The organism is Arenimonas terrae (assembly GCF_006265115.1).
Classification (GTDB): Bacteria; Pseudomonadota; Gammaproteobacteria; order Xanthomonadales; family Xanthomonadaceae; genus Arenimonas; species Arenimonas terrae.
This window is the reverse complement of sequence record NZ_SMDR01000002.1, coordinates 237,027-261,942: the sequence shown is the minus strand read 5'-3', so window position 1 is coordinate 261,942 and position 24,916 is coordinate 237,027. Positions and strand designations below refer to the sequence as shown.

General features: G+C 70.5%; 22 protein-coding genes. 12 read left to right on the top strand and 10 right to left on the bottom strand.

All coding sequences use genetic code 11. The annotated features are described in order from the left end of the window. Nucleotides 1–12: 12 nt before the first annotated feature. Nucleotides 13–888, bottom strand: a complete 876-nt coding sequence (locus E1B00_RS10005) for a PhzF family phenazine biosynthesis protein (protein ID WP_139448307.1) — start codon at nucleotides 886–888, stop codon at nucleotides 13–15. Nucleotides 889–920: 32 nt separating this feature from the next. After that, the gene (locus E1B00_RS10000) at nucleotides 921–1,796 is read right to left on the bottom strand and encodes a PhzF family phenazine biosynthesis protein (RefSeq protein ID WP_139448956.1); all 876 of its coding nucleotides are present in this window, start codon (nucleotides 1,794–1,796) and stop codon (nucleotides 921–923) included. 127 nt (nucleotides 1,797–1,923) lie between these two features. On the opposite strand from E1B00_RS10000, the gene E1B00_RS09995 reads away from it, so the two are divergent. From E1B00_RS09995 to E1B00_RS09980, 4 genes are all read left to right on the top strand, one after another. Next, nucleotides 1,924–4,542 carry a bifunctional aspartate kinase/diaminopimelate decarboxylase gene (locus E1B00_RS09995; RefSeq protein ID WP_139448305.1) on the top strand — a complete coding sequence of 873 codons (2,619 nt, stop codon included), beginning with the start codon at nucleotides 1,924–1,926 and terminating at the stop codon, nucleotides 4,540–4,542. Next, a complete protein-coding gene (gene murL, locus E1B00_RS09990; protein ID WP_139448303.1) occupies nucleotides 4,535–5,890 on the top strand; it encodes a UDP-N-acetyl-alpha-D-muramoyl-L-alanyl-L-glutamate epimerase in 1,356 nt (451 codons plus the stop codon). Before E1B00_RS09995 ends, murL begins: the two co-directional genes overlap by 8 nt. After that, on the top strand, nucleotides 5,871–7,250 hold the full coding sequence (murD, locus tag E1B00_RS09985; protein ID WP_139448954.1) for a UDP-N-acetylmuramoyl-L-alanine--D-glutamate ligase: 1,380 nt from the start codon (nucleotides 5,871–5,873) through the stop codon (nucleotides 7,248–7,250). The genes murL and murD overlap by 20 nt, the downstream gene beginning before the upstream one ends. Nucleotides 7,251–7,323: 73 nt before the next feature. Further along, nucleotides 7,324–8,121: a dienelactone hydrolase family protein gene (locus tag E1B00_RS09980; RefSeq protein ID WP_139448300.1), complete on the top strand. Its 798-nt coding sequence runs from the start codon at nucleotides 7,324–7,326 to the stop codon at nucleotides 8,119–8,121. A gap of 609 nt (nucleotides 8,122–8,730) precedes the next feature. Here E1B00_RS09980 and E1B00_RS09975 read toward each other — a convergent pair. The 8 genes from E1B00_RS09975 to E1B00_RS09940 all read right to left on the bottom strand — a co-directional run bounded on the left by E1B00_RS09975 (nucleotide 8,731) and on the right by E1B00_RS09940 (nucleotide 15,732). Beyond that, nucleotides 8,731–9,729 carry a polyprenyl synthetase family protein gene (locus tag E1B00_RS09975; protein WP_139448298.1) on the bottom strand — a complete coding sequence of 333 codons (999 nt, stop codon included), beginning with the start codon at nucleotides 9,727–9,729 and terminating at the stop codon, nucleotides 8,731–8,733. 90 nt (nucleotides 9,730–9,819) lie between these two features. Next, a complete protein-coding gene (locus E1B00_RS09970; RefSeq protein ID WP_139448296.1) occupies nucleotides 9,820–10,869 on the bottom strand; it encodes a sulfate/molybdate ABC transporter ATP-binding protein in 1,050 nt (349 codons plus the stop codon). Nucleotides 10,870–10,879: 10 nt separating this feature from the next. Beyond that, nucleotides 10,880–11,749 carry a sulfate ABC transporter permease subunit CysW gene (cysW, locus tag E1B00_RS09965; RefSeq protein ID WP_139448294.1) on the bottom strand — a complete coding sequence of 290 codons (870 nt, stop codon included), beginning with the start codon at nucleotides 11,747–11,749 and terminating at the stop codon, nucleotides 10,880–10,882. Then, nucleotides 11,727–12,572, bottom strand: coding sequence for a sulfate ABC transporter permease subunit CysT (gene cysT, locus E1B00_RS09960; protein ID WP_139448291.1), 846 nt, complete (start codon nucleotides 12,570–12,572; stop codon nucleotides 11,727–11,729). Before cysT ends, cysW begins: the two co-directional genes overlap by 23 nt. A gap of 3 nt (nucleotides 12,573–12,575) precedes the next feature. Continuing rightward, on the bottom strand, nucleotides 12,576–13,583 hold the full coding sequence (locus E1B00_RS09955) for a sulfate ABC transporter substrate-binding protein (RefSeq protein ID WP_139448289.1): 1,008 nt from the start codon (nucleotides 13,581–13,583) through the stop codon (nucleotides 12,576–12,578). A 24-nt stretch (nucleotides 13,584–13,607) separates the two neighbouring features. Then, on the bottom strand, nucleotides 13,608–15,017 hold the full coding sequence (locus E1B00_RS09950; RefSeq protein WP_246048649.1) for an OprO/OprP family phosphate-selective porin: 1,410 nt from the start codon (nucleotides 15,015–15,017) through the stop codon (nucleotides 13,608–13,610). A 74-nt stretch (nucleotides 15,018–15,091) separates the two neighbouring features. Continuing rightward, nucleotides 15,092–15,280 carry a YezD family protein gene (locus tag E1B00_RS09945; protein WP_139448284.1) on the bottom strand — a complete coding sequence of 63 codons (189 nt, stop codon included), beginning with the start codon at nucleotides 15,278–15,280 and terminating at the stop codon, nucleotides 15,092–15,094. Next, nucleotides 15,259–15,732 (bottom strand): RrF2 family transcriptional regulator, encoded by a 474-nt coding sequence (locus E1B00_RS09940; RefSeq protein ID WP_220396268.1) that lies wholly within the window; start codon nucleotides 15,730–15,732, stop codon nucleotides 15,259–15,261. The genes E1B00_RS09945 and E1B00_RS09940 overlap by 22 nt, the downstream gene beginning before the upstream one ends. Nucleotides 15,733–15,937: 205 nt before the next feature. Between E1B00_RS09940 and ssb the strand changes: the two genes are divergently transcribed. The 8 genes from ssb to E1B00_RS09900 all read left to right on the top strand — a co-directional run bounded on the left by ssb (nucleotide 15,938) and on the right by E1B00_RS09900 (nucleotide 24,901). Further along, on the top strand, nucleotides 15,938–16,483 hold the full coding sequence (ssb, locus tag E1B00_RS09935; RefSeq protein WP_139448280.1) for a single-stranded DNA-binding protein: 546 nt from the start codon (nucleotides 15,938–15,940) through the stop codon (nucleotides 16,481–16,483). A 58-nt stretch (nucleotides 16,484–16,541) separates the two neighbouring features. After that, nucleotides 16,542–17,597, top strand: a complete 1,056-nt coding sequence (gene rfbB / locus E1B00_RS09930; RefSeq protein WP_139448278.1) for a dTDP-glucose 4,6-dehydratase — start codon at nucleotides 16,542–16,544, stop codon at nucleotides 17,595–17,597. Nucleotide 17,598: 1 nt separating this feature from the next. Next, the gene (gene rfbA, locus E1B00_RS09925) at nucleotides 17,599–18,483 is read left to right on the top strand and encodes a glucose-1-phosphate thymidylyltransferase RfbA (RefSeq protein ID WP_139448275.1); all 885 of its coding nucleotides are present in this window, start codon (nucleotides 17,599–17,601) and stop codon (nucleotides 18,481–18,483) included. Beyond that, nucleotides 18,480–19,037, top strand: a complete 558-nt coding sequence (gene rfbC, locus E1B00_RS09920; RefSeq protein WP_139448273.1) for a dTDP-4-dehydrorhamnose 3,5-epimerase — start codon at nucleotides 18,480–18,482, stop codon at nucleotides 19,035–19,037. The genes rfbA and rfbC overlap by 4 nt, the downstream gene beginning before the upstream one ends. Next, entirely contained in the window at nucleotides 19,034–19,933 is a 900-nt protein-coding gene (gene rfbD, locus E1B00_RS09915; RefSeq protein WP_139448271.1) for a dTDP-4-dehydrorhamnose reductase, read from the top strand. The genes rfbC and rfbD overlap by 4 nt, the downstream gene beginning before the upstream one ends. A gap of 36 nt (nucleotides 19,934–19,969) precedes the next feature. Continuing rightward, nucleotides 19,970–21,952: an alpha/beta hydrolase family protein gene (locus E1B00_RS09910; protein ID WP_139448269.1), complete on the top strand. Its 1,983-nt coding sequence runs from the start codon at nucleotides 19,970–19,972 to the stop codon at nucleotides 21,950–21,952. A gap of 145 nt (nucleotides 21,953–22,097) precedes the next feature. Next, complete coding sequence (locus E1B00_RS09905; RefSeq protein WP_139448267.1) at nucleotides 22,098–24,155, top strand: S9 family peptidase; 2,058 nt, start codon at nucleotides 22,098–22,100, stop codon at nucleotides 24,153–24,155. Nucleotides 24,156–24,163: 8 nt separating this feature from the next. Further along, complete coding sequence (locus E1B00_RS09900) at nucleotides 24,164–24,901, top strand: helix-turn-helix domain-containing protein (RefSeq protein ID WP_139448265.1); 738 nt, start codon at nucleotides 24,164–24,166, stop codon at nucleotides 24,899–24,901. The last annotated feature ends 15 nt before the right edge of the window (nucleotides 24,902–24,916 follow it).

The window sequence follows — 24,916 nt, the reverse complement described above, 5'->3', positions numbered from 1 at the left end:
GCACCGCGAACGTCATGGCCAGTCGAGCTGGCCGCGCACGACCGTCTGCACCATGCCGCCGGACCAGACTTCGCCCTCGGCGTCCACGCGCAGCTCCAGGCGCGCGTCGTGGCCGACTTCGCGGCCCTGGCTGACGACATAGCGGCCGTCGGGGTGGGGCAGGGCGTTGCTGGCGTGCAGATACGCGGCCAGCGTTGCGTTGGCCGCGCCGGAGGCGGCGTCCTCGACCTGCGCGGGCTGACCCACCAGGGCGCGCACCACCAGGTCATAGTCGCGCCCGATGCAGCGAGCGAACACGCACAGGCCCATCGCATCGTGGCCGCGCGCCAGCGCCGACACCGCATCCCAGCGCGGCACCAGGCTGCGCACCGAGGCTTCGTCCACGAGTTCGGCCAGCCACCAGCGGCGGCCGCCGTCCATCAGCACCGGCGGCAGGGCGCCCGGCACGTAGCCCTTGAGCGCGGCCCCGAGGCGCCGGTCGTCGGGCTGCCCGACCTCCAGCACCCGCGCCCGCGGCGCCCGCACCGACAGCCGGCGCTCGCGGCCTTCGCCGCGCACCTCGATCGGCAGCAGGCCGACCGCGCATTCCTGCACCAGCTGGCCGTCGCGCACCTGGGCCAGGCCGGCCTCGAGCACCGCATGCGCGCTGCCGATGCTCGGGTGCCCGGCGAAGGGCACTTCGCGGCGCGGGCTGAAGATGCGCAGGCGGTAGCTGGCCTCCGGCGTGCTCGGCGGCAGCACGAAGGTGGTTTCCGGCAGGCGCGTCCAGCGGGCGATCGCCTGCATGGTGGTGTCGTCCAGGCCCTTGGCGTCGAGCACCACGGCCAGCGGGTTGCCGTCGCCCGGACGGGCGGCGAAGACATCGAGTTGCACGAAGGCACGGGACATCGGGGCTTCCTGCCCGGTGGGGGAAGCGAAGGTTACCAGTCCAGCGTGCCGCGGATGACGGTCTGGGTGCAGCCGCCGATCCAGACTTCGCCATCGGCATCCACGCGCACCTCGACCCGGCCGTCGCGTCCGATCTCGCGGCCCTGGCTGGCGACGTAGGGATTGCCGACCGCGGCCAGCGCCTGGTTCTCGTGCAGCCAGGCGGCGATGGCGGCGTTGGCGCTGCCGGTCACCGGGTCTTCGGGAATGCCGTCGGCCGGGCAGTAGGCGCGCACGGCCAGCGCGTGGTCGGTGCCGGCGGCACGCCCGAACACCGCCAGACCGACCGCGCCGGAGGCCTCGGTCAGGGCGGCGATCTCGCGCAGCCGCGGCACCATGGCGCGCACCTGGTGGGCATCGGCCAGTTCGACCACCCACCAGGCCGGTCCGTTGTCGATGAGGGCCGGCGCCAGGTCGCCGCGCACCAGTCCGGCCAAGGCGGCTTCCAGCAGCGCGTCGGGCCGCGCCCGCAGCGGCCGGATCCGACCGCGGGGAGCCCGCACCGACACCCGCCGGGCCGCGCCTTCCCCCGCCACCTGCACGGGCAGCAGGCCGGCGGCGCATTCCTGCACCAGCTGGCCGGCGCGGGCGCTGACCAGGCCGGCCTCGAGCAGGGCGTGGGCGGTGCCGACGCTGGGATGGCCGGCGAAGGGCAGTTCCTGGCGCGGGGTGAAGATGCGCACGCGGTAGCTGGCCGCGGCCTCGACCGGCGGCAGCACGAAGGTGGTTTCCGAGAGGTTGGTCCAGGCGGCGAAGGCCTGCATGGCGCCGGTGTCCAGGTCGCGGGCGTCGAGCACCACGGCCAGCGGGTTGCCGGCGCCGGGGCGGTCGGCGAAGACGTCGAGCTGGAGGAAATCCCTGCGGCGCATGCGTGGCTCCCGTTCGGTGCTCATGACGGATCGTTCGCGGGCTGGCGGGTCGGGTGGCGGCGCCTTCGTTTACACTGCGGGACGCCGCGCCGCACGCGCCGGCGCCCGTCCATCATAAGCCCTGACCATGAGCCCAGCCCCGCCTGTCGCCGGTGCCGACGCACCGGATTGGATCGTCCTCAAGTTCGGAGGCACCTCGGTGTCCCGGCGCCACCGTTGGGACACGATCGGCCGGCTGATGAAACGGCGCGCGGACGAGGAACACGTCCGCGTGCTGGTGGTGGTGTCGGCGCTGTCGGGCGTCACCAACGAACTGCAGGCCATCTGCGACGGCCACGCCGATCCGGCGGGCACGCATGCGCGCATCGGCGCGCTGGTGCACCGGCACGAGGACTTCGCCGGCGAGCTCGGCGTCGACCCCGGCGCGCTCACCGAGCGCCTGGCCGCGCTGATCATGCTCGGCGACGACCCGCGCGCCGCCGCGGGCACGCTCGACTGGCAGGCCGAGGTGATGGCGCAGGGCGAACTGCTGTCGTCCACGCTCGGCGTCGCCTACCTGCGCACGCAGGGGCTGGACGTGGGCTGGACCGATTCGCGCGAGTGGATCCACGCCCGGCCGATGCCCAACCAGAACGAGTGGAGCAAGCGCCTCTCGGCCTCCTGCGACTACACCGGCGACGCCGGCCTGCGCAGGCGTTTCGACGCCGCCGGCCCGGCGCTGCGCATCGCCCAGGGTTTCATCGCGCGCGCGCCCGATGGCGGCACGGCCATCCTGGGCCGCGGCGGCTCCGACACCTCGGCGGCGTATTTCGGCGCCCTGATCGGCGCGCGCCGCGTCGAAATATGGACCGACGTGCCCGGCATGTTCAGCGCCAACCCGCGCGCCGTGCCCGACGCGCGCCTGCTCAGCCGCCTTGACTACGAGGAAGCGCAGGAAATCGCCACCACCGGCGCCAAGGTGCTGCATCCGCGCTGCATCCATCCCTGCCGCGAGGCGCGCGTGCCGATCTGGATCCGAGACACCGAACGGCCGGACATGGCGGGCACGGTGATCGATTCCTCCGCGGCCACGCTGCCGGGCGTCAAGGCGATCAGCTCGCGCCGCGGCATCGTGCTGGTGTCGATGGAGACCATCGGCATGTGGCAGCAGGTGGGCTTCCTGTCGGACGTGTTCGAACGCTTCAAGGCCCACGGTCTGTCCATCGACCTGATCGGTTCGTCCGAGGCCAATGTCACCGTGTCCCTGGACCCCAGCGACAACCTGGTGAACACCAACGTGCTGGACGCGCTGTGCGCCGACCTGGCCCAGGTCTGCCGCGTGAAGGTGATCGCGCCCTGCGCGGCGATCACCCTGGTCGGCCGCGGCATGCGTTCGCTGCTGCACAAGCTGTCGGACGTCTGGGCCGAGTTCGGCCGCGAGCGCGTGCACCTGATCTCGCAGTCGTCCAACGACCTCAACCTCACCTTCGTGGTGGACGAAGGCCTGGCCGAAGGCATGCTGCCGCGCCTGCACGCGCTGCTGGCGCACTCGGGCGCGATGCCGGTGACCGAGGCGGCGGTGTTCGGCCCGAGCTGGCGCCGCATCGACCGCCCCGACAGCCGGCGCGCGCCGCTGTGGTGGGAATCCGACCGTGCGCGCGTACTGAAGGCCGCCGCAGCGGGAACGCCGCGCTACCTCTACCACCTGCCGACGGTGCGGGCCCGCGCCCGCGAGATCGCCGGCCTGTCGGCCGTCGACCGGCGCTTCTACGCGCTCAAGGCCAATGCCCACCCCGCCGTGCTGCGCACGCTGGAGGCCGAGGGGTTCGGCTTCGAGTGTGTGTCGAAGGCCGAGCTCGAACACCTGTACACCGTGCTGCCGGCGCTGGCGCCTGACCGCGTGCTGTTCACGCCCAGCTTCGCGCCGCGCGCGGAACTGGCCGCGGCGATGGCGCGCGGCGTGCACGTCACGCTCGACAGCACCTATCCGCTGGCGCGCTGGCCGGAGCTGTTCCGCGGCCGCGAGGTCGTGCTGCGCGTGGACCCGGGCTTCGGCCAGGGCCATCACGAGAAGGTCCGCACCGGCGGCAAGACCGCCAAGTTCGGCCTGGCCGAATCGGCGGTGCCGGACTTCGTCGCCGCGGCGCGCGCGGCCGGCGCCCGCATCGCCGGGCTGCACGCGCACATCGGCAGCGGCATCCACGACGCCGGCCACTGGCGCACCGTCTACGCGCAGCTGGCCTCGCTGGCCGAAGGCATCGGCAGCATCGGTTTCATCGATGTCGGCGGCGGCCTGGGCGTGAGCTACGACCCGGACGCCGAACCCTTCGACATGGCGGCCTACGGCGCCGCGCTGGCGGAAGTGAAAGCCGCCTGGCCGCAGTACGCGCTCTGGGTCGAGCCCGGCCGCTACCTGGTCGCCGAAGCCGGCGCGCTGCTGCTCACGGTCACCCAGGCCGTGGACAAGCAGGGCCTGCGCCGCATCGGCGCCGACGGCGGCATGAACGCGCTGATGCGCCCGGCGCTGTACAACGCCTGGCACGAGATCGTGAACCTGACGCGCCTGGACGATCCGCCCGGCGAGCCCGCGGAGGTGGTTGGCCCGGTCTGCGAATCCAGCGACGTGCTCGGCCGCCAGCGCCGTCTGCCCGACGCCACCGCCGAGGGCGACGTGCTCCTGGTCGGCCACGCCGGCGCCTACGGCGCGGTGATGGCCAACCGCTACAACCTGCGCGAGCTGCCGCAGGAGGACGTGATCGATGACTGAGTTCAAACGCGAATCCATCCGCGCCTTCCGCTTCCTCGACTGCGGCTTCGACGCCGCCACCGGCGAAGCGCGCCTGGCCTATGCCTTCGACGACGGCCCGGCCCTGGTCGAGACCGTGCGTTTCCCCGGCGCGCCGTTCGCGCTCGACGGCGCGCGCGCCGGCGCCGTGCAGCGGGCGCTGCGCCTGCTGCACCTGTTCGCCGGCATCAGCTACTACAAGGCCGCCGTGCCGCCGGAGATCCGGATCGAAGGCGAGGGCATCGACGCCGCCACCGCCGCACTGCTGACCTCGCTGTACGAAAACGGGCTGGGCGAGTTCGCCTACCGCAACGGGCTGTCGCTGCGCGGCAGGATCGTCTTTCCGGCGACGGCGGCTGCGATGCCGGCCGCGACGGACGCCGGCCTGCGCCGCCACGCCGTCGTGGCGATCGGCGGCGGCAAGGACTCGCTGGTCTCGATCGAAGCCCTGCGTGCGCTGGGCATCGAACAGACCGTGTCCTGGGTCGGCAGCGCGCCGCTGATCAAGGCCTGCGCCGAACGCACCGGCCTGCCCACGCTCAACATCACCCGCACGCTGTCGCCGCTGCTGTTTGACTACAACAAGCAGGGCGCGCTCAATGGCCACATCCCGGTGACGGCGGTGAACTCCGCCATCCTGGCGGTGGCGGCGCTGCTGCAGGGCCACGACCAGGTGGTGTTCTCGAACGAACGTTCGGCCAGCTACGGCAGCCTGATCCCTGGCACGGGCGAAGTGAACCACCAGTGGTCCAAGGGCTGGGCCTTCGAGCAGGCCTTCGCCGCGCACCTGCGTTCGCACGTGGCGGCGGACCTGGCCTACTACTCGCTGCTGCGGCCGTTCTCGGAGCTGGCGGTGGCGCGGCAGTTCGCGCGCCTGGACCGCTACGACCAGCACTTCTCCAGCTGCAACCGCAATTTCCACCTGCTGGGCGAGCGCCCGGCGCAGCGCTGGTGCGGCGTCTGCCCCAAATGCCATTTCGTGTTCCTGGCCCTGGCGCCGTTCATGCCGAAACCGCGGCTGATGGGCATCTTCGGGCGCAACCTGCTCGACGAGCCGGAGCAGGCGCCGGGTTTCGATGCGCTGCTGGAATACCGCGACCACAAACCCTTCGAGTGCGTGGGCGAGGGCCGCGAATCCCGCGCCGCGCTCGATGCCCTGGCCGACAGCCCGGCCTGGCGCGAGGACGCCTTGGTCAAGCGCTACCTCCGCGAGATCCGGCCCCAGCTGAGCCCGGAGGACCGGGGGCTGGCGCCGCTGCTCGAAGCCTCGGATGATCACGGCATTCCGGCCGGGCTATGGGGACCGCTGCGTGCGCATTTCGGAGCTTGAGGGCAGGAAGGTCGCGATCTGGGGTTACGGCCGGGAAGGCCGCTCGGCGCTGGCGGCGCTGCGCTGGCGGCTGCCGAGCCAGCCGATCACCGTGTTCTGTTCGCACGACGAGGCCGAACCGCTGCGCGAGATGCAGGACCCGGCGCTGCGCATCGAGACGGCCGTGAACGCGGATGCACTGGCCGCGCATGAAGTCGTCATCAAATCCCCCGGCATCAGCCCTTACACCTCGCCGGCCGCCGATGCCGCGCTGGCGGGCGTGCGCTACATCGGCGCCAGCGGCCTGTGGTTCGCCGAGCCGCCGACCGGCAAGCGCATCGCCGTCACCGGCACCAAGGGAAAGTCCACGACCACGGCGATGGTCGCGCACCTGCTGCGCGCCGCCGGCAAGCGCACCGCGCTGGCCGGCAACATCGGCCTGCCGCTGCTGGAGCTGATCGACGTGCAGCCGCCGCCGGACGTCTGGGCGATCGAGCTGTCAAGCTACCAGACCGCCGAGGCGCAGAACGTCGACGTGGCGGTGGTGCTCAATCTTTTTCCCGAGCACCTGGACTGGCACGGCAGCGAAGCCCGCTACTACGAAGACAAGCTCGCCCTGGTGACGCGCGGCGCGCCGCGCCTCGCCGTGCTCAACGCCGCCGACCCGCACCTGGTCGAACTTGACGTGCCGCCGGCGACGCGCGTGCTGTGGTTCAACCATGCCGACGGCTGGCACCTGCGCGACAGCGTGGTCCACCGCGGCGAACGGGCCGTGCTCGACACCCGCAGCCTGCCGCTGCCGGGCCGCCACAACCGCCTGAACCTGTGCGCAGCGCTCGCCGCGATCGAAGCCCTGGGCCTGGATGCCGCGGCGCTGGCGCCGGCCATCGCCAGCTTCCGCCCGCTGCCGCACCGCCTGCAGTCGCTGGGAACGCGCCAGGGCATCGAATCGGTGAACGATTCGATCTCGACCACGCCGCACGCCAGCATCGCCGCGCTCGACTGTTTCCGCGGCCGGCGCGTCGCGATCCTGGTCGGCGGTTACGACCGCGGCCTGGACTGGGGCATCTTCGCCGAGCGCCTGGCCGCCGAGCCGGTGACCGCCGTGATCACGATGGGACAGAACGGGCCGCGTGTGCACGAGAAACTGAAACCCTTGTCATTGGGCGACCGTTTCATCCTGGCCGAGGCCGGCGACATGGACGAAGCGGTCAAACTCGGCCTGCAGGCCCTGGGCCAGAACGGCGTGCTGCTGCTGTCGCCGGGCGCGCCCAGTTTCCCGCGCTACAAGGACTACGTCGAACGCGGCCGGCACTTCGCCAAGGTCGCCGGGTTCGACCCCGAACAGATCAGCGCCATCCCCGGCCTGGGCGTGGCCTGAGCTTCACCCCGCGTTTGCGCCGGCCCGCCGCGCAGCGCATAAACTCGCCGCAACATTTCCGGAGGATCCCGCCATGCGTGCCCCGATCGCCTGCACCCTTGCCCTCGCGCTCTGCAGCCTCAGCCTTTCCGCCGCCGCCAAGCCGGTGGCCGAACCCATCAGCTGGAACCACGGCGGCACCGATTTCGACGGGGTGCTGGTCTACGACGACGGCAGCAAGGAAAAGCGCCCGGGCCTGGTGATGGTGCCCAACTGGTACGGCGTCAACGACGAGGCCATCGCCAAGGCCCAGCAGATCGCCGGCGACGACTACGTCATCCTGGTGGTGGACATGTACGGCCGCGGCGTGCGCCCGGCCAATGCCGATGAGGCCGGCAAGGCATCGGGCGCGGTGTACGCCGATCCCGACGCGCTGCGCGGCCGCATCAAGCGGGCGCTGGGCGTGCTCGAGGCCACGGCCGCCAGGGCGCCGCTCGACGTCGAGCGCCTGGGCGGCATCGGCTTCTGCTTCGGCGGCGCGATCGTGCTGGACCTGGCGCGCAGCGGCGCCAACGTGGACGGCGTGGTCGCCTTCCACTCCAATCTCGCCACCCAGCGTCCGGCCGAAGCCGGCGCGGTGAAGGCCGCGGTGCTGGCGCTCAACGGCGCCGACGACTATTTCGTTTCGGCCGAGCAGCGCGCCGGTTTCGAGAAGGAGATGCGCGACGCCGGTGCCGACTGGCAGTCGGTCGATTTCGGCGGGGCGCTGCACTGCTTCACCGAAGCCAGCGAGGACGGCATCAAGCTGCCCGGCTGCAAGTACGACGAGCGCGCGGCCAAGCGCAGCTTCGTGATGATGGAGTCGTTCTTCGACGAGCGCTTCGGCGACTGATTCATCCCGTCGGTTTCGCGGAAAGGCCCGCTTTTGCGGGCCTTTCTCGTTTGGCGGCTCTTGGTGCCGGGCTCGTTCTTTCTTTGCAATAGGCAGCCGTACGTGAGGTCTCTTGGTGCCGGGATCGTTCCTGGCGATAGGCCGCCGTACGTGAGGGCTCTTTCCGCGGACGCCGTGAATCCATCCATGGAGGCTCTTCGAAAACGTCCATGTTTTCGAAGCCGCGGAAAGAGCCCTCACGCACGACGGCCTGCGGACCTTTCGGGCCGGGCTATCTAACTAGAGACGCTCGCATTGGAGACGCCTTCGGCATCTCCGCCGTTGACTTGCGACTCGCCCGGACCTGCCCTCGCCACCGAGGCGGGCCAATCTGCGAGCTTCCGTGCCTTCAGGGGCACGCGTTTATCCCTTCGGCTCGCGAAGATGCTCCGTGGCGACGGCCTGCACACCTAGGGTCCCCTGAAGCGAAGGCAGGATGCCGTAGCGGCCGCGAATCGGTGGGCAGGACGCCGCGCCGATTGAGCGGGCAGGGGACCCTAGGTGTGCGGGACGGCGCACGCCAGATCAACCGCCCGCGAGAACGGGACCTGCTTGCGCCAAAGGCGCAAGTCAGTGGTTGCGGGCGACGGAGTAGTGGGCGAGGCCGCGCAGGGCCTGCAGCCACTCGTTGTCCGGCAGACCGTCGAGCGCCTGTTCGGCGAGCGCCGCATAGTGCGCCGCGCGCTGCTGGCTGTAGCCGATGCCGCCGGTCTGGCCGATCGCGGCCAGCACTTCCGGCATCGCCGACGCGTCGCCGGCTTCGACAATCTCGCGCAGGCGGTTGCGCACCGCGTCGCTGCTGTGCGCCATCGCGTGGATCAGCGGCAGCGTGGCCTTGCCCTCGGCCAGGTCGTCGCCGAGGTTCTTGCCCAGGTCGGCGGCGTCGGCCGTGTAGTCGAGCACGTCGTCGGCGATCTGGAAGGCCAGGCCCAGGTTCATGCCGAAATCGTGCAGGCGCTGCTGCACCTCTTCCGAGGCCCCGGCCTGCAATGCGCCCAAGCGCGTCGCCGCCGCGAACAGCACCGCCGTCTTGCGCTCGATCACCCGCAGGTAGGCGGCCTCGTCGGTGTCGGGGTTGTGCACGTGCAGCAGCTGCAGCACCTCGCCCTCGGCGATCAGGTTGGTGGTGTCGGCCAGCACCCGCATGATCGGCATCGAATCGAGCTCGACCATCAGCTGGAAACTGCGCGAGTACAGGAAATCGCCGACCAGCACGCTGGGCGCGTTGCCCCACAGCGCGTTCGCGGTCTTGCGGCCGCGGCGCAGGTCCGATTCGTCCACCACGTCGTCGTGCAGCAGGGTCGAGGTGTGGATGAACTCGATGATCGCCGCCAGCTGGTGCGCATTGGCGCCGCCGTGCCCCAGGGCCTTGGCCGCCAGCACCACCAGCATCGGCCGCAGGCGCTTGCCGCCGGCGGCGATGATGTGTTCGGAGATCTGGTTGATCAGCGTCACGTCCGAAGCCAGGCGGCTGCGGATCAGCGTGTTCACGGCGGCCATCTCGCCGGCGGCCAGGGCCTGGATGGCGGCGATGCCGGGCAGGGCGGCGGTGTGGGGGAGGGCGGACATGCGGCGATTATACGGGCTTGCCCCGCGGGCCCGCCCGCATCGAAGCGTTCCGCACCGGCGCGCCGGGCCCCGGCGTCCGGGCCGGCGCGCTCAGGCCGACGCGGACGGGAACACCCGGTAGCGGCGCAGCGCCAGCCCGATGCGCTCGCCGCGCTGCGGTGCGGGCCGGTCCGCGTAGGGCAGGTCCACCTCGACCGGCCGCGCCTGCCCGTCCACCGCCGCCTCCAGGATCAGCCGTCCGGCCAGCGACCGCACCTCGCTGACGGTGGCCGGCAGGCCCGCCTCCGGCGCCACCACGTCGATGTCGTGCGGCCGCGCGAACAGGGTCGCGGGGCCCGAGACGAAATCGCGCGCAGGCACCGCCGAGCCGCCCTCGCCGGCGCGGAAGTCGCCGCCCAGCACCTTGCCCGCGATCTGGTTGCTGCGGCCGAGGAAGTCGTACACGAAGGGCGTGGCCGGTTCGGCGTAGACGGCGTCGGGGCTGCCGTCCTGTTCGATGCGGCCCTGGCTCATGACGACCACGCGGTCGGCCAGCTCCAGCGCCTCTTCCTGGTCGTGGGTGACGAACAGGGTGGTGATGCCGGTCTCGTCGTGGAAACGCCGCAGCCAGCGGCGCAGCTCGACGCGCACCTTGGCGTCGAGCGCGCCGAAGGGTTCGTCCAGCAGCAGCACGGTCGGGTCGATGGCCATGGCGCGGGCCAGGGCCACGCGCTGCTTCTGGCCGCCGGAGAGCTGGTCGGGCAGGCGGTCGCGCAGGCCGGCCATCTGCACCAGTCCCAGCAATTCGTCCACCTTGCGGGTGATCGTGGCCTTGTCCGGCCGCGACGCGCGCGGCCGGCAGCGCAGGCCGAAGGCGACGTTCTCGAACACGCTCAGGTGCGGGAACAGCGCGTAGTGCTGGAACACGAAGCCGACCCGGCGCTCGCGCAGCGACAGCCGCGTGGCGTCGTGATTGCCGAACAGGATGCGGCCGCCGTCCACCGGCAGCAGGCCCGCGATCAGGCGCAGCAGGGTCGTCTTGCCCGAGCCCGACGGCCCCAGCAGCGCCACCAGTTGCCCGGAGGGGATGACCAGGTCCACGGGATGCAGGGCGGCGGTTTCGCCGAACTGCTTGCCCACGCCTTCGATGCGGATGTCCATGTGTCTTCCTTCAGTGTCCGCGCGCACGGCGCGCGAGCGCGTCGCCGTGGCGCCATTCCAGCCAGAGTTTCAGCCCGAGCGTGACCAGGGCCAGCCCCGCCAGCAGCGAGGCCACCGCGAACGCGGCGGCGTAGTTGAACTCGTTGTAGAGGATCTCGACCTGCAGCGGCAGCGTGTTGGTGAGGCCGCGGATGTGCCCCGACACCACCGATACCGCACCGAATTCGCCCATCGCGCGGGCATTGCACAGCAACACGCCGTACAGCAGCGCCCACTTGGTATTGGGCAGGGTGACGCGCCAGAACACCGTCCAACCGCCGGCGCCGAGCGAGGCCGCGGCTTCCTCCTGGTCGCGGCCCTGCTGCTGCATCAGCGGGATCAGCTCGCGCGCGACGAAGGGGAAGGTGATGAAGATCGTCGCCAGCACGATGCCCGGCACCGCGAAGATCACCTTGATCTCGTGCTCGCGCAGCCAGCCGCCGAACCAGCCCTGGGCGCCGAACAGCAGCACGAACACCAGGCCCGCCACCACTGGCGACACCGAAAACGGCAGGTCGATGAAGGTCAGCAGCAGGCGTTTGCCCGGGAAAGTGAATTTGGTGATCGCCCAGGCCGCGGCGATGCCGAAGACCGCATTGGCCGGCACGCTGATCGCGGCCACCAGCAGGGTGAGCTTGATGGCGGCCAGGGTGTCGGGTTCGATCACGGCCGCCACGTAGGCCTGCCAGCCCAGGCGCAGCGCTTCGACCATCACCACGACCAGCGGCAGCACCACCAGCCCGCCGAGCAGCAGCAGGGCCAGCGCGACCAGGCCGCGGCGCACCCAGGCCGGCTCGGAGGTCGGATCGCGGAAGGACTCAGCGCGCCTGGCCACGGGCAAGCCTCCGTTCCAGCAGGTTGATCGCGAACAGCAGCACGAAGGACACCGCCAGCATCAGGGTCGCCACCGCGGTGGCGCCGTCGTAGTTGAACTCCTCGAGCCGGATCACGATCAGCAGCGGCGCGATCTCGGACACGTAGGGCAGGTTGCCGGCGATGAAGATCACCGACCCGTACTCGCCGACGCCGCGGGCGAAGGCCAAAGAGAACCCCGTCACCATCGCGGGCAGAAGTTGCGGCAACAAAACCCTGATGAACGTCGTCACCCGCCCGGCCCCAAGCGAAGCCGACGCCTCCTCATGCTCCCGATGCAAGGCTTCCAACACCGGCTGCACCGTCCGCACCGTGAACGGCAGCCCGATGAACACCAGCGCCACCACGATGCCCAGCGGCGCATAAGCCACCTTCAGGCCCAGCGGCTCCAGGTACTGCCCGATCCAGCCGTTTCCGGCGTACAGCGCGGTGAGCGCGATACCCGCGACGGCGGTCGGCAGCGCGAAGGGCAGGTCCACCACCGCGTCGGCGATGCCGCGCCCCGGGAAGCGGTAGCGCACCAGCACCCAGGCGATCAGCGTGCCGGCGAAGCTGTTGAACAGCGCCGCCGCCAGCGCCGTGCCGAAGCTCAGTTTCAGCGCCAGCAGCACGCGTTCGTCAGACAGCACCAGCCACCAGCCGTCCAGACCCAGGCCGGCGGCGCGCCAGACCAGGGCCGCCAGCGGCAGCAGCACGATCAGGCCCAGCCAGGCCAGGCTAAGGCCCAGCGTCAGTCCGAACCCCGGCAGGGGTCCGGACTGGCGCAGGGCGGTGGAGATCGTTTTCGCCATCGATCAGCGTCCGCGGCGGTAGATCTGGTCGAAGGTGCCGCCATCGTCGAAGTGCGTGGCTTGCGCCTTCTTCCAGCCGCCGAAGGCGCTGTCGATGGTCACCAGCGGGACCCGGGGGAACACCGCCAGCGCGGTCGGATCCACCTTGTCCGGCAGGGCCGGGCGGTAGAAGTGCTTGGCCGCGAGCTGCTGGCCGCGGTCGGTGAACAGGAAGTCGAGGTAGGCCTGCGCCACGCCGCGCGTGCCGCGGCGGTCGACCACCTTGTCGACGATCGCCACCGGCGGCTCGGCCAGGATGCTGAGGCTCGGCACCACGATCTCGAAGCCGTCGCCGCCGGCTTCCTTCAGCGACAGGTGCGCCTCGTTCTCCCAGGCCAGCAGCACGTCGCCGATGCCGCGGTTGACGAAGGTGGTGGTGGAGCCGCGCGCGCCGGTGTCGAGCACCGGCACGTTGGCGAAGAGCTTGCCGAGGTAGTCGAGCACCCTGGCGCCGTCGCGGTATTCCTTGCTGGCCCAGGCCCAGGCGGCCAGGTAGTTCCAGCGCGCGCCGCCCGAGGTTTTCGGATTCGGTGTGATCACCGCGACGCCGGGCCTGGCGAGGTCGCCCCAGTCGCGGATGCCCTTGGGATTGCCCTTGCGCACCAGGAACACGATGGTCGAGGTGTAGGGCGCGCTGTTGTGCGGCAGCCGCGTCTGCCAGTCGGGCGGCAGCAGCCTGGCCTTGTCGGCGATGGCGTCGATGTCGAAGGCCAGGGCCAGCGTGACGACGTCGGCTTCCAGGCCGTCGATCACCGACCGCGCCTGCTTGCCCGAGCCGCCGTGCGAGGCCTGCACGGTGAGGGTGTCACCGGTTTTCGCCTGCCAGGCGGCGGCGAACTCGGCGTTCACTTCGGAATAGAACTCGCGGGTCGGGTCGTAGGAGACGTTCAGCAGGGTGATGTCCTTGGCGCTGGCGAGGCCGGTGCCGAGGGCGAAGGCGGCGAAGAGCAGGGTTTTCGCGAAACGGTTCATGGTCGGTGCTCCGGAAGGTGGGGGTCAGAACGCGAGCTGCAGGCGCGAGAACACGGTGCTTTCGTCCTCGCGGTCGCGGCCGCCGGTGGCGCCGCCGTCGAAACCCGCACGGGTGTGGTTGAGGACCAGTTTCAGGTTGCTGGTGAGGTACCAGTTCAGGCCCAGGCCCCAGGCGCGTGAACGGCTCGCGGAAAGGTTCGGGTCGGCATAAAGGCCGAAGGCGTCGTCGTCGACGTCGAGCTCGCCGTAACGTGCGACCAGCTCGAACGCGCCCCAGCCTTCACCGCCGCCGGTGAACGGGCGGTTGGGCTTGACCACGCCGCGGTAACCCGCGTCCTCGCCGGTCAACACCCAGCTGGTGGTGAGCTGCCAGGCATCGTGCGCCAGGTCGCTGCGCACACCGCCGATGCTGACTTCCTGTTCCGAACGGATCGCCTCGGCCTGCAGGCCGAAGGCATTGCGGTAAAACCAGGCCTGCGGCGAGATCCGCGTATGCCGGCCGTCGGCCAGCACGGCGGCGCGGTAGTTGAAGAACACGTTCTGGCCGGGCGTGCGATAACGCGGCAGGAAGCTGTTGCCGCCGCCGTCCTTGTCGCCGACGCTGCCGGCCAGGCCGAAGCCCAGGCCCGACAGTGCGTTCGCTTCGTTCTTCCAGGGTTCGAAGAACAGCCGGCCGGCGAATTCCAGCTCGCCGTCGGGGTCGGTGGTGGGCGCGTCGCGGCCATCGGGCGCGCCGTTGAAGACGCCGGCGGCGTAGGTGACGGTGCCGCGCGCCAGCTCGCCCTGCAGCTGCACGCCCAGGTCGCGGTTGGGCGCGAGCTCGGTCGGGAAGCCGCGCTCGATCAGCGCGGTGGCGCCGCCCGACTGCAGCCGCTCCAGGCCGACCGGGCCCTTGAGCTTGCCGACGCGCAGCGTGTAGCGCGGGTCGAACTTCACGTCCACGTAGGCGTCGACGAGGGTGGCGCTGTCGCCGGCGAGTTCCGGCGTCAGACGGAAAGCGATCAGCGGGCCGAGGTTGCCCTCGAGGGTCGGGCGGATGCGCCGGAACAGGAAGCCGTCGTTGAAGGCCGGCGACTCGTTGCCGAGGAAGGCGCGATGGTCGGCCTGGACCAGGCCGCGCAGGCGGATCTCGTAGTCGCCCTTGGGCGTCTTCACCGACAGGCCCTTGTCGCCGACGGCGACCACGGGCGCGGTGGTGGCGCGCACCGCGGCTTCCTCCTGCTGGATCTCGAGCTGGCGTTCGAGGATGCGCAGGCGCTGGTCGAGCGCCGCGACCGGGTCGGCGCCGGTCTCGGCCGGGGTTGCGGTGCCCAGGCGCTGTTCGAGCAGGCGCAGGCGTTCGGCCAGGTCTTCGACGGTGAGGGGTTCGGCGGCCTGGGCCGGTGCGGCAATGGCGGCGAGCAGGGCGAGGGAAAGCAGGGTGTGGCGTGGCATGGGGCCTCCAGAGGGATGCGTGTTCATGGCGGCCTCCAGCGGTCTGGTCGGCGGAAACGGATCCGGTGCGTCGCTCAGGGCGGCGCGACCGGCGCGGTGTCGGAATCGAGCTTCACTTTTTCGGTCTTTACGACCTGGACGATGCGCGACTGGTGCAGCACCACTTCGACGCTGCCGTAGGGCGTGGCGCGCAGTGTTTCGAGCACGGCCAGCTCCTGCGGGCTGATCGATGGCGCGGCGGTCACGGGCTTGCGGGGATCCATGGGGCCTCCTCGGCGGGTCCGGCGGGGGAAAGGGGAGCGGCCAGGCGGGCGCTGTCGCGCGCGAACTGGGCCAGGCTGCGGTGGTCGACCACGGCGGACATGGCGGTGCGCACCTCGCCCATCAGCAGGCGGACGGCGCAGCGGCCCGGGTCGGGGCAGTCTTCGCAGGGGCGGTAGGCGGTGATGCTGGCGCAGCGGATGGGCGCGATCGGGCCGTCCACGACCCGGACCACCTCGCCCAGGGTGATGGACTCGGGGTCGCGGGCCAGGCGGTGCCCGCCCTGGGTGCCGCGCCGGCTCTCGACCAGGCCGGCGTTGCGCAGGTCCACCAGGATGGCCTCGAGGAACTTGCCGGGCACGCCGGCGTCCTGGGCGATCCGGCGCGCCTGCAGCTGGCCGGGCCCGTGGAGGGCCAGGGTGGCGAGGGCCCGGAGGGCATATTTGGCTTTCATGGAGAGCATAATTCAGAGCGAACCTATGGGGATTGCCGGCCGGGCACTACTGAAGCCTTGCAATCAGGTGATGCCCCATCGGAATGAGCCGGTCTCCGACCCGGGGCCCAGGCCTTTCCCGATGGCCCGGGGCGGCCGGGCCGGGGCAGGGTGGGCCGGCTATAATCCGGGGCTGGAACCGCCCCACCCCTCTCAAGGAAGCCCCATGGCCCGCGGCATCAACAAAGTCATCCTGGTCGGCAACCTCGGCAACGATCCCGAGGTCCGCTACAGCCAGTCCGGCAGCGCCATCACCACCATCTCCGTCGCCACCACCGAGGCGTGGAAGGACAAGAACGGCGAGCAGCAGGAGCGCACCGAGTGGCACCGGGTGAAGTTCTTCGGCCGCCTGGCCGAGATCGCCGGCGAGTACCTGAAGAAGGGCCGCCAGGTCTACATCGAAGGCTCCCTGCGCACCGAGAAGTACACCGACAAGTCCGGCGTCGAGAAATACGCCACCGACATCGTCGCCAACGAGATGCAGATGCTCGGCGGCATGCCGGGCGAGGGCGGCGGCCAGCGCGGCGGCGGCGAACGCGCCGAACGCCCGGCCCGTGCGGCCGGCGGCGCTGACCGCGGCGGCCCGCGCGGCGGTGGCGGCGACTACGGCGGCGGCCGCTCCGGCGGCGACTACGGCTCGCGTTCGGGCGGCGGCTCGGCGCCGGCGTCGCGCAACGACGACCCGTTCCCGGACGACGACATCCCGTTCTGATCCGGCGGGGCGCGCACCCGGCGCGCCCCTTCCCCCGCAGCACCCGTCCGGAGTGGAAATGCAGACTTGGCTTGTGACCGGCGGCGCCGGTTTCATCGGCGGCAACTTCGTGCTCGAGGCGGTGGCCTCGGGCGTGCGCGTGGTCAACCTCGACGCCCTGACCTACGCCGGCAACCTCGACACCTTGTCCTCGCTCGAAGGCAACCCGCAACACCACTTCGTGCAGGGCGACATCGGCGACCGCGCCCTGGTGGCGCGCCTGCTTGCCGAGTTCCGGCCTTCGGCCCTGGTCAATTTCGCGGCCGAAAGCCACGTGGACCGCTCGATCGACGGCCCCGCCGCCTTCGTGCAGACCAATGTGGTCGGCACCCTGGCCCTGCTCGAAGCCGCGCGCGACTACTGGAAGTCGCTCGAGGGCGAGGCCAGGCAGGGCTTCCGCTTCCTGCACGTCTCCACCGACGAGGTCTACGGTTCGCTGGGCGACACCGGAAAGTTCACCGAAACCACGCCCTACGCCCCGAACTCGCCGTACTCGGCGTCGAAGGCCGCGTCCGACCATCTGGTGCGCGCCTTCCACCACACCTACGGCCTGCCGGTGCTGACCACGAACTGCTCGAACAACTACGGGCCGTTCCAGTTCCCGGAAAAACTCATCCCGCTGGTCATCCAGAAGGCGCTGGCCGGCGAGCCGCTGCCGGTCTACGGCGATGGCCGCAACGTGCGCGACTGGCTGTTCGTGCAGGACCACTGCGCGGCGATCCGGCGCGTGCTCGAGGCCGGCCGCGTCGGCGAGACCTACAACGTCGGCGGCGATGCCGAGCGCGAGAACATCCACGTGGTGAAGACGCTCTGCGCCCTGCTCGACGAGCGCCGCCCGCGCGCCGACGGCCGCCCGCGCGAGTCGCAGATCACCTACGTCAAGGACCGCCCCGGCCACGACCGCCGCTACGCCATCGACGCCGGCAAGATCCAGGGCGAACTGGGCTGGAAGCCGGCGGTGAGCTTCGAACAGGGCATCGCCGCGACGGTGGACTGGTACCTGGCGAACGGCGACTGGGTGAAGCGGGTGCTGGACGGCAGCTACCGCCTCGAACGCATCGGCACGGAGGCCTGACATGGCGCGCAAGGGAATCATCCTGGCCGGCGGCTCCGGCACCCGGCTGTATCCGATCACGCAGGCCATCAGCAAGCAGCTGCTGCCGGTGTACGACAAGCCGATGATCTACTACCCGCTCAGCGTGCTGATGCTGGCGGGCATCCGCGAAGTGCTGATCATCAACACGCCGCACGAGCAGGAACTCTTCAAGCGCCTGCTGGGCGACGGTTCGCAATGGGGCATGGACATCCAGTACGCCGTGCAGCCGAGCCCCGACGGCCTGGCGCAGGCATTCCTGATCGGCCGCGACTTCCTGGCCGGCCAGCCCAGCTGCCTGGTGCTGGGCGACAACATCTTCCATGGCACCGGCCTGACCGACCTGCTCGCCCGCGCCGACGCGCGCGACCACGGCGCGACGGTGTTCGGCTACTGGGTGCGCGATCCGGAGCGTTACGGCGTGGCCGAGTTCGACGCCGGCGGACGGGTCGTGGGCCTGGAAGAAAAGCCCGCCAGGCCCAAGTCCAGCTACGCGGTGACCGGCCTGTACTTCTACGATGGCCGCGCCAGCGACTTCGCCGCCGGGCTCAAGCCCTCGCAGCGCGGCGAACTCGAGATCACCGACCTCAACCGCTGCTACCTCGACGAAGGCGCCCTGCACCTGGAGCAGCTCGGCCGCGGGTATGCCTGGCTCGACACCGGCACCCACCAGTCGCTGCTCGAGGCCTCGAACTTCATCGAGACGATCGAGGCGCGCCAGGGCCTGCGGGTCTGCTGCCCCGAGGAAATCGCCTGGGGCAACGGCTGGATCGACAACGCGCAGCTGCTGGCGCTGGCCGAACCGCTGGCCAAGAACAGCTACGGCCAGTACCTGCAGTCGCTGGTGCAGCGCGGAGTGGTCAAGTGAAAGTGATCGAGACCGGGCTGCCGGGCTGCCTGGTGATCGAGCCGGCGGTGTTCGGCGATGCACGCGGTTATTTCTACGAAAGCTGGAACCAGGCGCGGTTCCTGCAGAACGGCCTGGCGCCGCAGTTCGTCCAGAGCAACGTCTCCTCGTCCACGCGCGGCGTGCTGCGCGGCCTGCATTACCAGTGGCCCAATCCGCAGGGCAAGTACGTCAGCGTGCTCGAAGGCGAGGTCTACGACGTCGCCGTGGACATCCGCCGCGGCTCGCCGACGTTCGGGCAGTCCACCGCCGTCCTGCTGTCGGCCGACAACCGGCGCCATCTCTGGATCCCCGAAGGCTTCGCTCACGGTTTCGCGGTGCTGTCCGAGCGCGCCCTGTTCAGCTACCTGGTCACCGCGCACTACGACCGCACGGCCGACGCCACCATCCGCTGGAACGACGCGAGCCTGGGCATTGATTGGCCGGTGAGCGACCCGCTGCTGTCGGAGAAGGACGCCGTCGCGCCCTTCCTGGCCGAAATCGCCGAAGAACGGCTGCCGGTCTACACCCCGTGAAGATCCTGCTGGTCGGCGGCAACGGCCAGGTCGGTTCCGAACTGCGGCGCAGCCTGGCGCCGCTGGGCGAGGTGGTTCCGACCACGCGCAGCGGGCAGCTGCCAGACGGCGACGCCTGCGAGGCCGCGGACCTGGCCGACCCGGCGACCCTGCCGGCCCTGGTCGCGCGGGTCGCGCCCGACCTGGTGGTCAACGCCGGCGCCTACACCGCGGTCGACCGCGCCGAGGACGAACCCGAGCTGGCGATGCGCGTGAACGCGCAGGCGCCCGCCGCCCTGGCCCGCGCCTGCGCGCAGGCCAGCCTGCCGATCGTGCATTTCTCCACCGACTACGTGTTCGATGGCCGCGCCCGCCGCCCCTATCGCGAAGACGACGCCACCGCGCCGCTGGGCGTGTACGGCGCCAGCAAATGGGCGGGCGAACAGGCGGTCCGCGAGAGCGGCGCCGCGCACAAGATCTTCCGCCTGTGCTGGGTCTACGGCCCGCGCGGCGGCAACTTCCTGCTGACGATGCTGCGCCTGGCGCGCGAGCGCGAACTGCTGCGCGTGGTCGCCGACCAGCACGGCACGCCGACGCCCGCCGCCTGGATCGCCGACGCGACGGCGCAGGCGCTGCGCGCGCGCCCCGACGCCACCGGCACCTGGCATCTCGCCGCCGGCGGCCAGGCCTCGTGGTTCGACTTCGCCAGCGAGATCGTCGCCCGGGCCGCGGCGATGGGCGTCATCGCCCGGGCGCCGCGGGTCGAGGCCATCACCACGGCAGAGTTCCCGACCCGGGCCCGGCGCCCCGCCTGGTCGGTGCTCGACACCTCGGCGCTGGCCGCCGACTTTGGCCTGAAACTGCCGGATTGGCGGACCGGGGTCACACAAACCCTGGAAGTTCTGCGGCAGAATTGAGCGGCCGCGTCCCTGCGGTTCGCCGGAAAACCGAGCATGCGTGCTTCGATGATGATCCTGCTGGCCCTGGCGGCCGGCGCTGTTCCGGTGGCCGCCACCGCCGCCAATCCGCCCCCGATCGAGCAGTTCGTCAAGCACGATCCGATCACCGAGATCGAACTTTCGCCCACCGGCGAGTACCTGGCCTTCACCCGGCGCAACAAGGACCGCACGGCCCTGATCGTCGTGCGCCTGTCCGATCGCACCCCGGCCGGCGGCATCAACCACGGCAGGGACACTGTCATCACGTCCCTGACCTGGGCGAACGACGAGCGCATCACCTACTCGGTGGCCAAGCAGGTGGGCGCGCTCAGCGAGCCACGCAGCCGGGGCGAAGTCTTCGCGATGAACGCCGACGGATCCCATTCGGAGGTGTTGCTGAGCCAGCTCGGTGCCCAGGCGACCCGCGCCGGAAAGCGCCAGGCGGGCCTGGTGTTCGCCCGCGTGGTCGACCGCTTCGAGTCGTCGCCGAAGGAAGTGCTGATCCAGACCTCGCCCTACCTGTACGACGATGCCTCCGGACGCAAGACGCTTCCCGAGACCAAGCTCGAGCGGCTGAACGTCATGGACGGCTACCGCCGCGTCGTCGCGAAGGCGCCGGTGTCGCAGGCCGACTTCTACCTCGACAGCAAGGACGAGGCCCGCTTCGCGCTGGGCATGGACGCCAACGGCGACGCCAAGCTCTACTACCGCGATGGCGCCGAGGCGGAATGGAAGCTCGTCAACGACCAGGCCAAGACCAGCCTCAACGTGCGTCCGATCGGTTTCGCGCCGGGCGACAAGATCGCCTACCTGCAGTCCGAGCGCGACGACAAGCCGGATGCGATCTACAGCTATGACACCGCCACGGGCCAGCGGGCCCTGGTGGCGGAAGACGACAACAGCGATCCGTGGATGATCCTGTATTCGCCCTTCGACGAGACGCCGTTCGGCGTGGTCTACATGGACGGCCTGCCGCGAACGCAGTACTTCGATCCCACCAGTGCGCCGGCCAAGCTGCACCGCAGCCTGCAGGCCAGCTTCCCGGGGCTTCTGGTCACCCTGGGCCGCGCCACCGACGACGGCAGCAAGGGCCTGTTCATCGTGCGCGGCGACCGCATTCCCGGTGACGTCTACCTGTTCGACTACAAGGCCAAGCGCGCCGATTTCCTGATGGCCTACAACGTCGACATCGATCCGACGCAGATGGCCGCGCGCAAGCCGGTCTCGCTCAAGGCGCGCGACGGCACGCCGCTGCAGGGCTACCTCACGGTGCCCAACAATGTCGACGCCAAGAACCTGCCGCTGGTGGTCCTCCCCCATGGCGGGCCGATGGGCATCTACGACACCTGGCTGTTCGACGCCGACGCGCAGCTGCTGGCCTCGCGCGGCTACGCCACGCTGCAGGTGAACTACCGCGGCTCGGGCAACCACGGCCGCGACTTCGTGGTGGCGGGTTACCATGAGTGGGGCAAGGCCATGCAGGACGACCTGACCGACTCGACGCGCTGGGCGATCGAGCAGGGTATCGCCGACCCGCGCCGCATCTGCATCTACGGCGCCAGCTACGGCGGATACGCGGCGCTGATGGGCGCCGTGCGCGAACCGGACCTTTACCGGTGCGCCGTCGGCAACGTCGGCGTGTACGACCTGGCGCAGCGCTACAAGCAGGACTCCCTGGATCACAACATCACCCAGGGCCTGCTGGAGATGACCATGGGCCGCGAAGGACTGGAGGCGGTGTCGCCCAACCTGCTGGCCGACCGGATCCGCATCCCGGTGATGCTGGCCGCGGGCGAGAAGGACGAGACCGCGCCGCCCATCCACACCCGGCGAATGCGCGACGCTCTGGAGGCGGCCGGACGGCCGGTGGAAGCGACGTTCTACAAGGGCGAAGGCCACGGCTATTACGAGCCGGAGAACCGCATGGACTTCTACGCCCGCCTGCTGGGCTTCCTGGACCGGCACATCGGCGCCAAGGCTGCACCGGCCGCGCCCTGATCCGTTCAGGGAATGCAGAAGAACGGCGCCGCGAGGCGCCGTTTTTCCGTGCGGTGCCGCGCCATTCGACCATTTTCCCGGCGGATGGCTTTGCGTTGCCCCGACGGCCTGCCTACCATGGCGGACCGTTTCCGGAGACCGAACGATGTCCCGACGTCCGCTGCTGCTGTCCCTGCTGGTGCCCGCGCTGCTGGCCGGCCCGGCCCAGGCCGCCAAACCCTTCGACGTGCGCGACCTGGTCACGCTCGACCGCGTGTCGGCGCCGGTGCTCTCGCCCGATGGCCGCAAGCTGGTGGTGGCCGTGCGCGAAGTCGATTTCGCCGCCAACAAGGCCAGCACCGGACTGTGGATCGAAGACCTGTTCGCGCGCGACGCGGCGCCGCCGGTGCGTTTCACCGCCGAAGGCTTCAGCGTCAACAGCGCGGCGTTTTCGCCCGACGGCGCCAGCGTCTATTTCCTCAGCGCCAAGTCCGGCTCGCAGCAGCTCTGGCGCCAGGCCGTGGCCGGCGGCGAGGCCGTGCAGGTCACGGACTATCCGCTCGACGTCGGCAGCTACAAACTCTCGCCCGATGGCCGCTCGGTGGCGCTGAGCTTCGAGGTTTTCCCCGACTGCGCCGACCTGGCCTGCACCAAGAAGAAGCTCGACGGCAAGCCGCTGGCCAGCGGCCAGCTCTACGACAAGTTGTTCGTGCGGCACTGGGATACCTGGGCCGACGGCCGCCGCAACCAGCTGTACGTCGCGCCCCTGGGCGCCGACGGCAAGGCCGGCGCCGAGCCCGTGCGCATCAGCACCGGCATCGACGGCGACGTGCCGTCCAAGCCCTTCGGCGACGCCGGCGAATACGCCTGGGCGCCGGACGGCCAGTCGCTGGTGTTCAGCGTGCGCATCGCCGGCAGGACCGAAGCCTGGTCCACCAACTTCGACCTCTACCGCGCCTGGGTGCGCGCGCGTCGCGCGCCGCAGAACCTGACCGAAGCCAACCCGGCGATGGATACCGGCCCGGTGTTCAGCGCCGACGGCAAGACGCTCTACTACCGCGCGATGAAGCGCCCTGGTTTCGAAGCCGACCGCCTGGCGCTGATGGCGATGGACCTGGGCAGCGGCAAGACCCGTGAGATCGCGCCGGACTGGGACCGCTCCGCGGACGGCATCGCGCTCTCTGCCGACGGCAAGGCGATCTACACGCAGGCCTACGACATCGGCACGCACCCGCTGTTCCGTATCGACATCGCCAGCGGCAAGGCCGACAAGGTCATCGCCGGCGGCACGGTCGGCGCCTTCGACCTGCGCGGCGACACGCTGGCCTACACCCGCGACAACCTCAAGTCGCCGGCCCAGGCCTTTGTCGCCCGCGCCGACGGCAGCGGCGAACGCCAGATCACCCGGGCGAACGCCGACGTGCTGCCCAACCTCGCGTTCGGCGACTACGAGCAGTTCAGCTTCAAGGGCTGGAACGACGAGACCGTGCACGGTTATGTCGTGAAGCCGGTCGGTTACGAGGAAGGAAAGAAGTATCCGGTCGCCTTCCTGATCCACGGCGGCCCGCAGGGCAGCTTCGGCGACAACTTCCACTACCGCTGGAACCCGCAGACCTATGCCGGCCAGGGCTTCGCGGTGGTGATGATCGACTTCCACGGCTCCACCGGCTACGGCCAGGCCTTCACCGACTCGATCTCGCAGCACTGGGGCGACCGCCCGCTGGAGGATCTGAAGAAGGGCTTCGCCGCGGCGCAGGAAAAGTACGCCTTCCTCGACGGCCAGCGCGCCTGCGCGCTCGGCGGCAGCTACGGCGGCTACATGGTGGCCTGGATCGCCGGCAACTGGCCGGACGGCTTCAAGTGCCTGGTCAACCACGCCGGCGTGTTCGACACCCGCATCATGGGCATCAACACCGAAGAGCTGTGGTTCAGCGAGTGGGAGAACGGCGGCAGCGCCATCGACGTGCCGCAGAACTACGAACAGTTCAACCCGCGCAACCACATCGACAAGTGGACGTCGCCGATGCTGGTGATCCACGGCCAGCTCGACTACCGCGTGCTGGTCGAGCAGGGCCTGGCCTCGTTCTCGGCGGCGCAGCGCCAGGGCGTCGAAAGCCAGCTGCTGTATTTCCCCGACGAGAACCACTGGATCCTCAAGCCGCACAACAGTGTGCTCTGGCACGACACCGTCAACGCCTGGCTCAAGCGCTGGACGGCGGAGTAGGCGCGGACATGGCCGCCGACGGGCTCGACCTCGAAGGCCTGCGCCGCAGCTGCGCGCAGTGTTCGCTGCAGGTGCTGTGCCTTCCGGCCGGCATCGGCGGTGACGACCTGCACCGGCTGGACGACATCGTCCGCAACCGGCGTCCGCTGGAGCAGGGCGAAACCCTGTTCCGCGCCGGCCAGGCGCTGGCCTCGCTGTACGTCGCGCGCGAAGGCGCGTTTAAGACCGTCGCCACCAACCAGGACGGCGATCAGCAGGTCATCGGTTTCCACCTGCCGGGCGAGCTGATGGGCCTGGATGCGCTGGGCCGCGGCGAACACGCCTGCGAGGCCGAGGCCCTGACCCGCGCCACCGTCTGCGAGATCCCGCTGGGCCAGCTCGAGCACATCTGCTCGCAGGTGCCCGGCCTGCAGCACCAGCTGCTGCGCATCATCGGCCAGGGCATCAACCGCGACCAGGGCCACATGGAGATGCTGGGACGGCGCCACGCCAACGAGCGCATGGCGCTGTTCCTGCACGGCCTGTCGGAACGCTACAAGCTGCTCGGCCGCCCGGCCGACATGTTCATGCTGCCGATGAGCCGCGAGGACATCGCCAGCTACCTGGGCATGGTGATCGAAACCGTCAGCCGCACCCTGACCAAGCTGCAGGACGACGGCATCATCGCCGTGCGCGGCCGCCAGCTGAAGATCCTCGATGCGGTGCGGCTCGAAGCCCTGGTGCATCCGGTCGCCGCCAGGGATTGACCGAGGCGTCGACCT

Coding starts and splice junctions, on each gene's coding strand:
- E1B00_RS09975 (WP_139448298.1), bottom strand. CDS start 9,729: ATGTCCGCCCTCCCCCACACCGCCGCCCTGCCCGGCATCGCCGCCATC.
- E1B00_RS09955 (WP_139448289.1), bottom strand. CDS start 13,583: ATGAACCGTTTCGCGAAAACCCTGCTCTTCGCCGCCTTCGCCCTCGGC.
- rfbA (WP_139448275.1), top strand. CDS start 17,599: ATGGCGCGCAAGGGAATCATCCTGGCCGGCGGCTCCGGCACCCGGCTG.
- E1B00_RS09980 (WP_139448300.1), top strand. CDS start 7,324: ATGCGTGCCCCGATCGCCTGCACCCTTGCCCTCGCGCTCTGCAGCCTC.
- cysT (WP_139448291.1), bottom strand. CDS start 12,572: ATGGCGAAAACGATCTCCACCGCCCTGCGCCAGTCCGGACCCCTGCCG.
- E1B00_RS09995 (WP_139448305.1), top strand. CDS start 1,924: ATGAGCCCAGCCCCGCCTGTCGCCGGTGCCGACGCACCGGATTGGATC.
- E1B00_RS09970 (WP_139448296.1), bottom strand. CDS start 10,869: ATGGACATCCGCATCGAAGGCGTGGGCAAGCAGTTCGGCGAAACCGCC.
- ssb (WP_139448280.1), top strand. CDS start 15,938: ATGGCCCGCGGCATCAACAAAGTCATCCTGGTCGGCAACCTCGGCAAC.
- E1B00_RS09940 (WP_220396268.1), bottom strand. CDS start 15,732: ATGAAAGCCAAATATGCCCTCCGGGCCCTCGCCACCCTGGCCCTCCAC.
- E1B00_RS09900 (WP_139448265.1), top strand. CDS start 24,164: ATGGCCGCCGACGGGCTCGACCTCGAAGGCCTGCGCCGCAGCTGCGCG.
- E1B00_RS09945 (WP_139448284.1), bottom strand. CDS start 15,280: ATGGATCCCCGCAAGCCCGTGACCGCCGCGCCATCGATCAGCCCGCAG.
- E1B00_RS09910 (WP_139448269.1), top strand. CDS start 19,970: ATGCGTGCTTCGATGATGATCCTGCTGGCCCTGGCGGCCGGCGCTGTT.
- E1B00_RS10005 (WP_139448307.1), bottom strand. CDS start 888: ATGTCCCGTGCCTTCGTGCAACTCGATGTCTTCGCCGCCCGTCCGGGC.
- murL (WP_139448303.1), top strand. CDS start 4,535: ATGACTGAGTTCAAACGCGAATCCATCCGCGCCTTCCGCTTCCTCGAC.
- rfbB (WP_139448278.1), top strand. CDS start 16,542: ATGCAGACTTGGCTTGTGACCGGCGGCGCCGGTTTCATCGGCGGCAAC.
- E1B00_RS09950 (WP_246048649.1), bottom strand. CDS start 15,017: ATGCCACGCCACACCCTGCTTTCCCTCGCCCTGCTCGCCGCCATTGCC.
- E1B00_RS10000 (WP_139448956.1), bottom strand. CDS start 1,796: ATGCGCCGCAGGGATTTCCTCCAGCTCGACGTCTTCGCCGACCGCCCC.
- E1B00_RS09905 (WP_139448267.1), top strand. CDS start 22,098: ATGTCCCGACGTCCGCTGCTGCTGTCCCTGCTGGTGCCCGCGCTGCTG.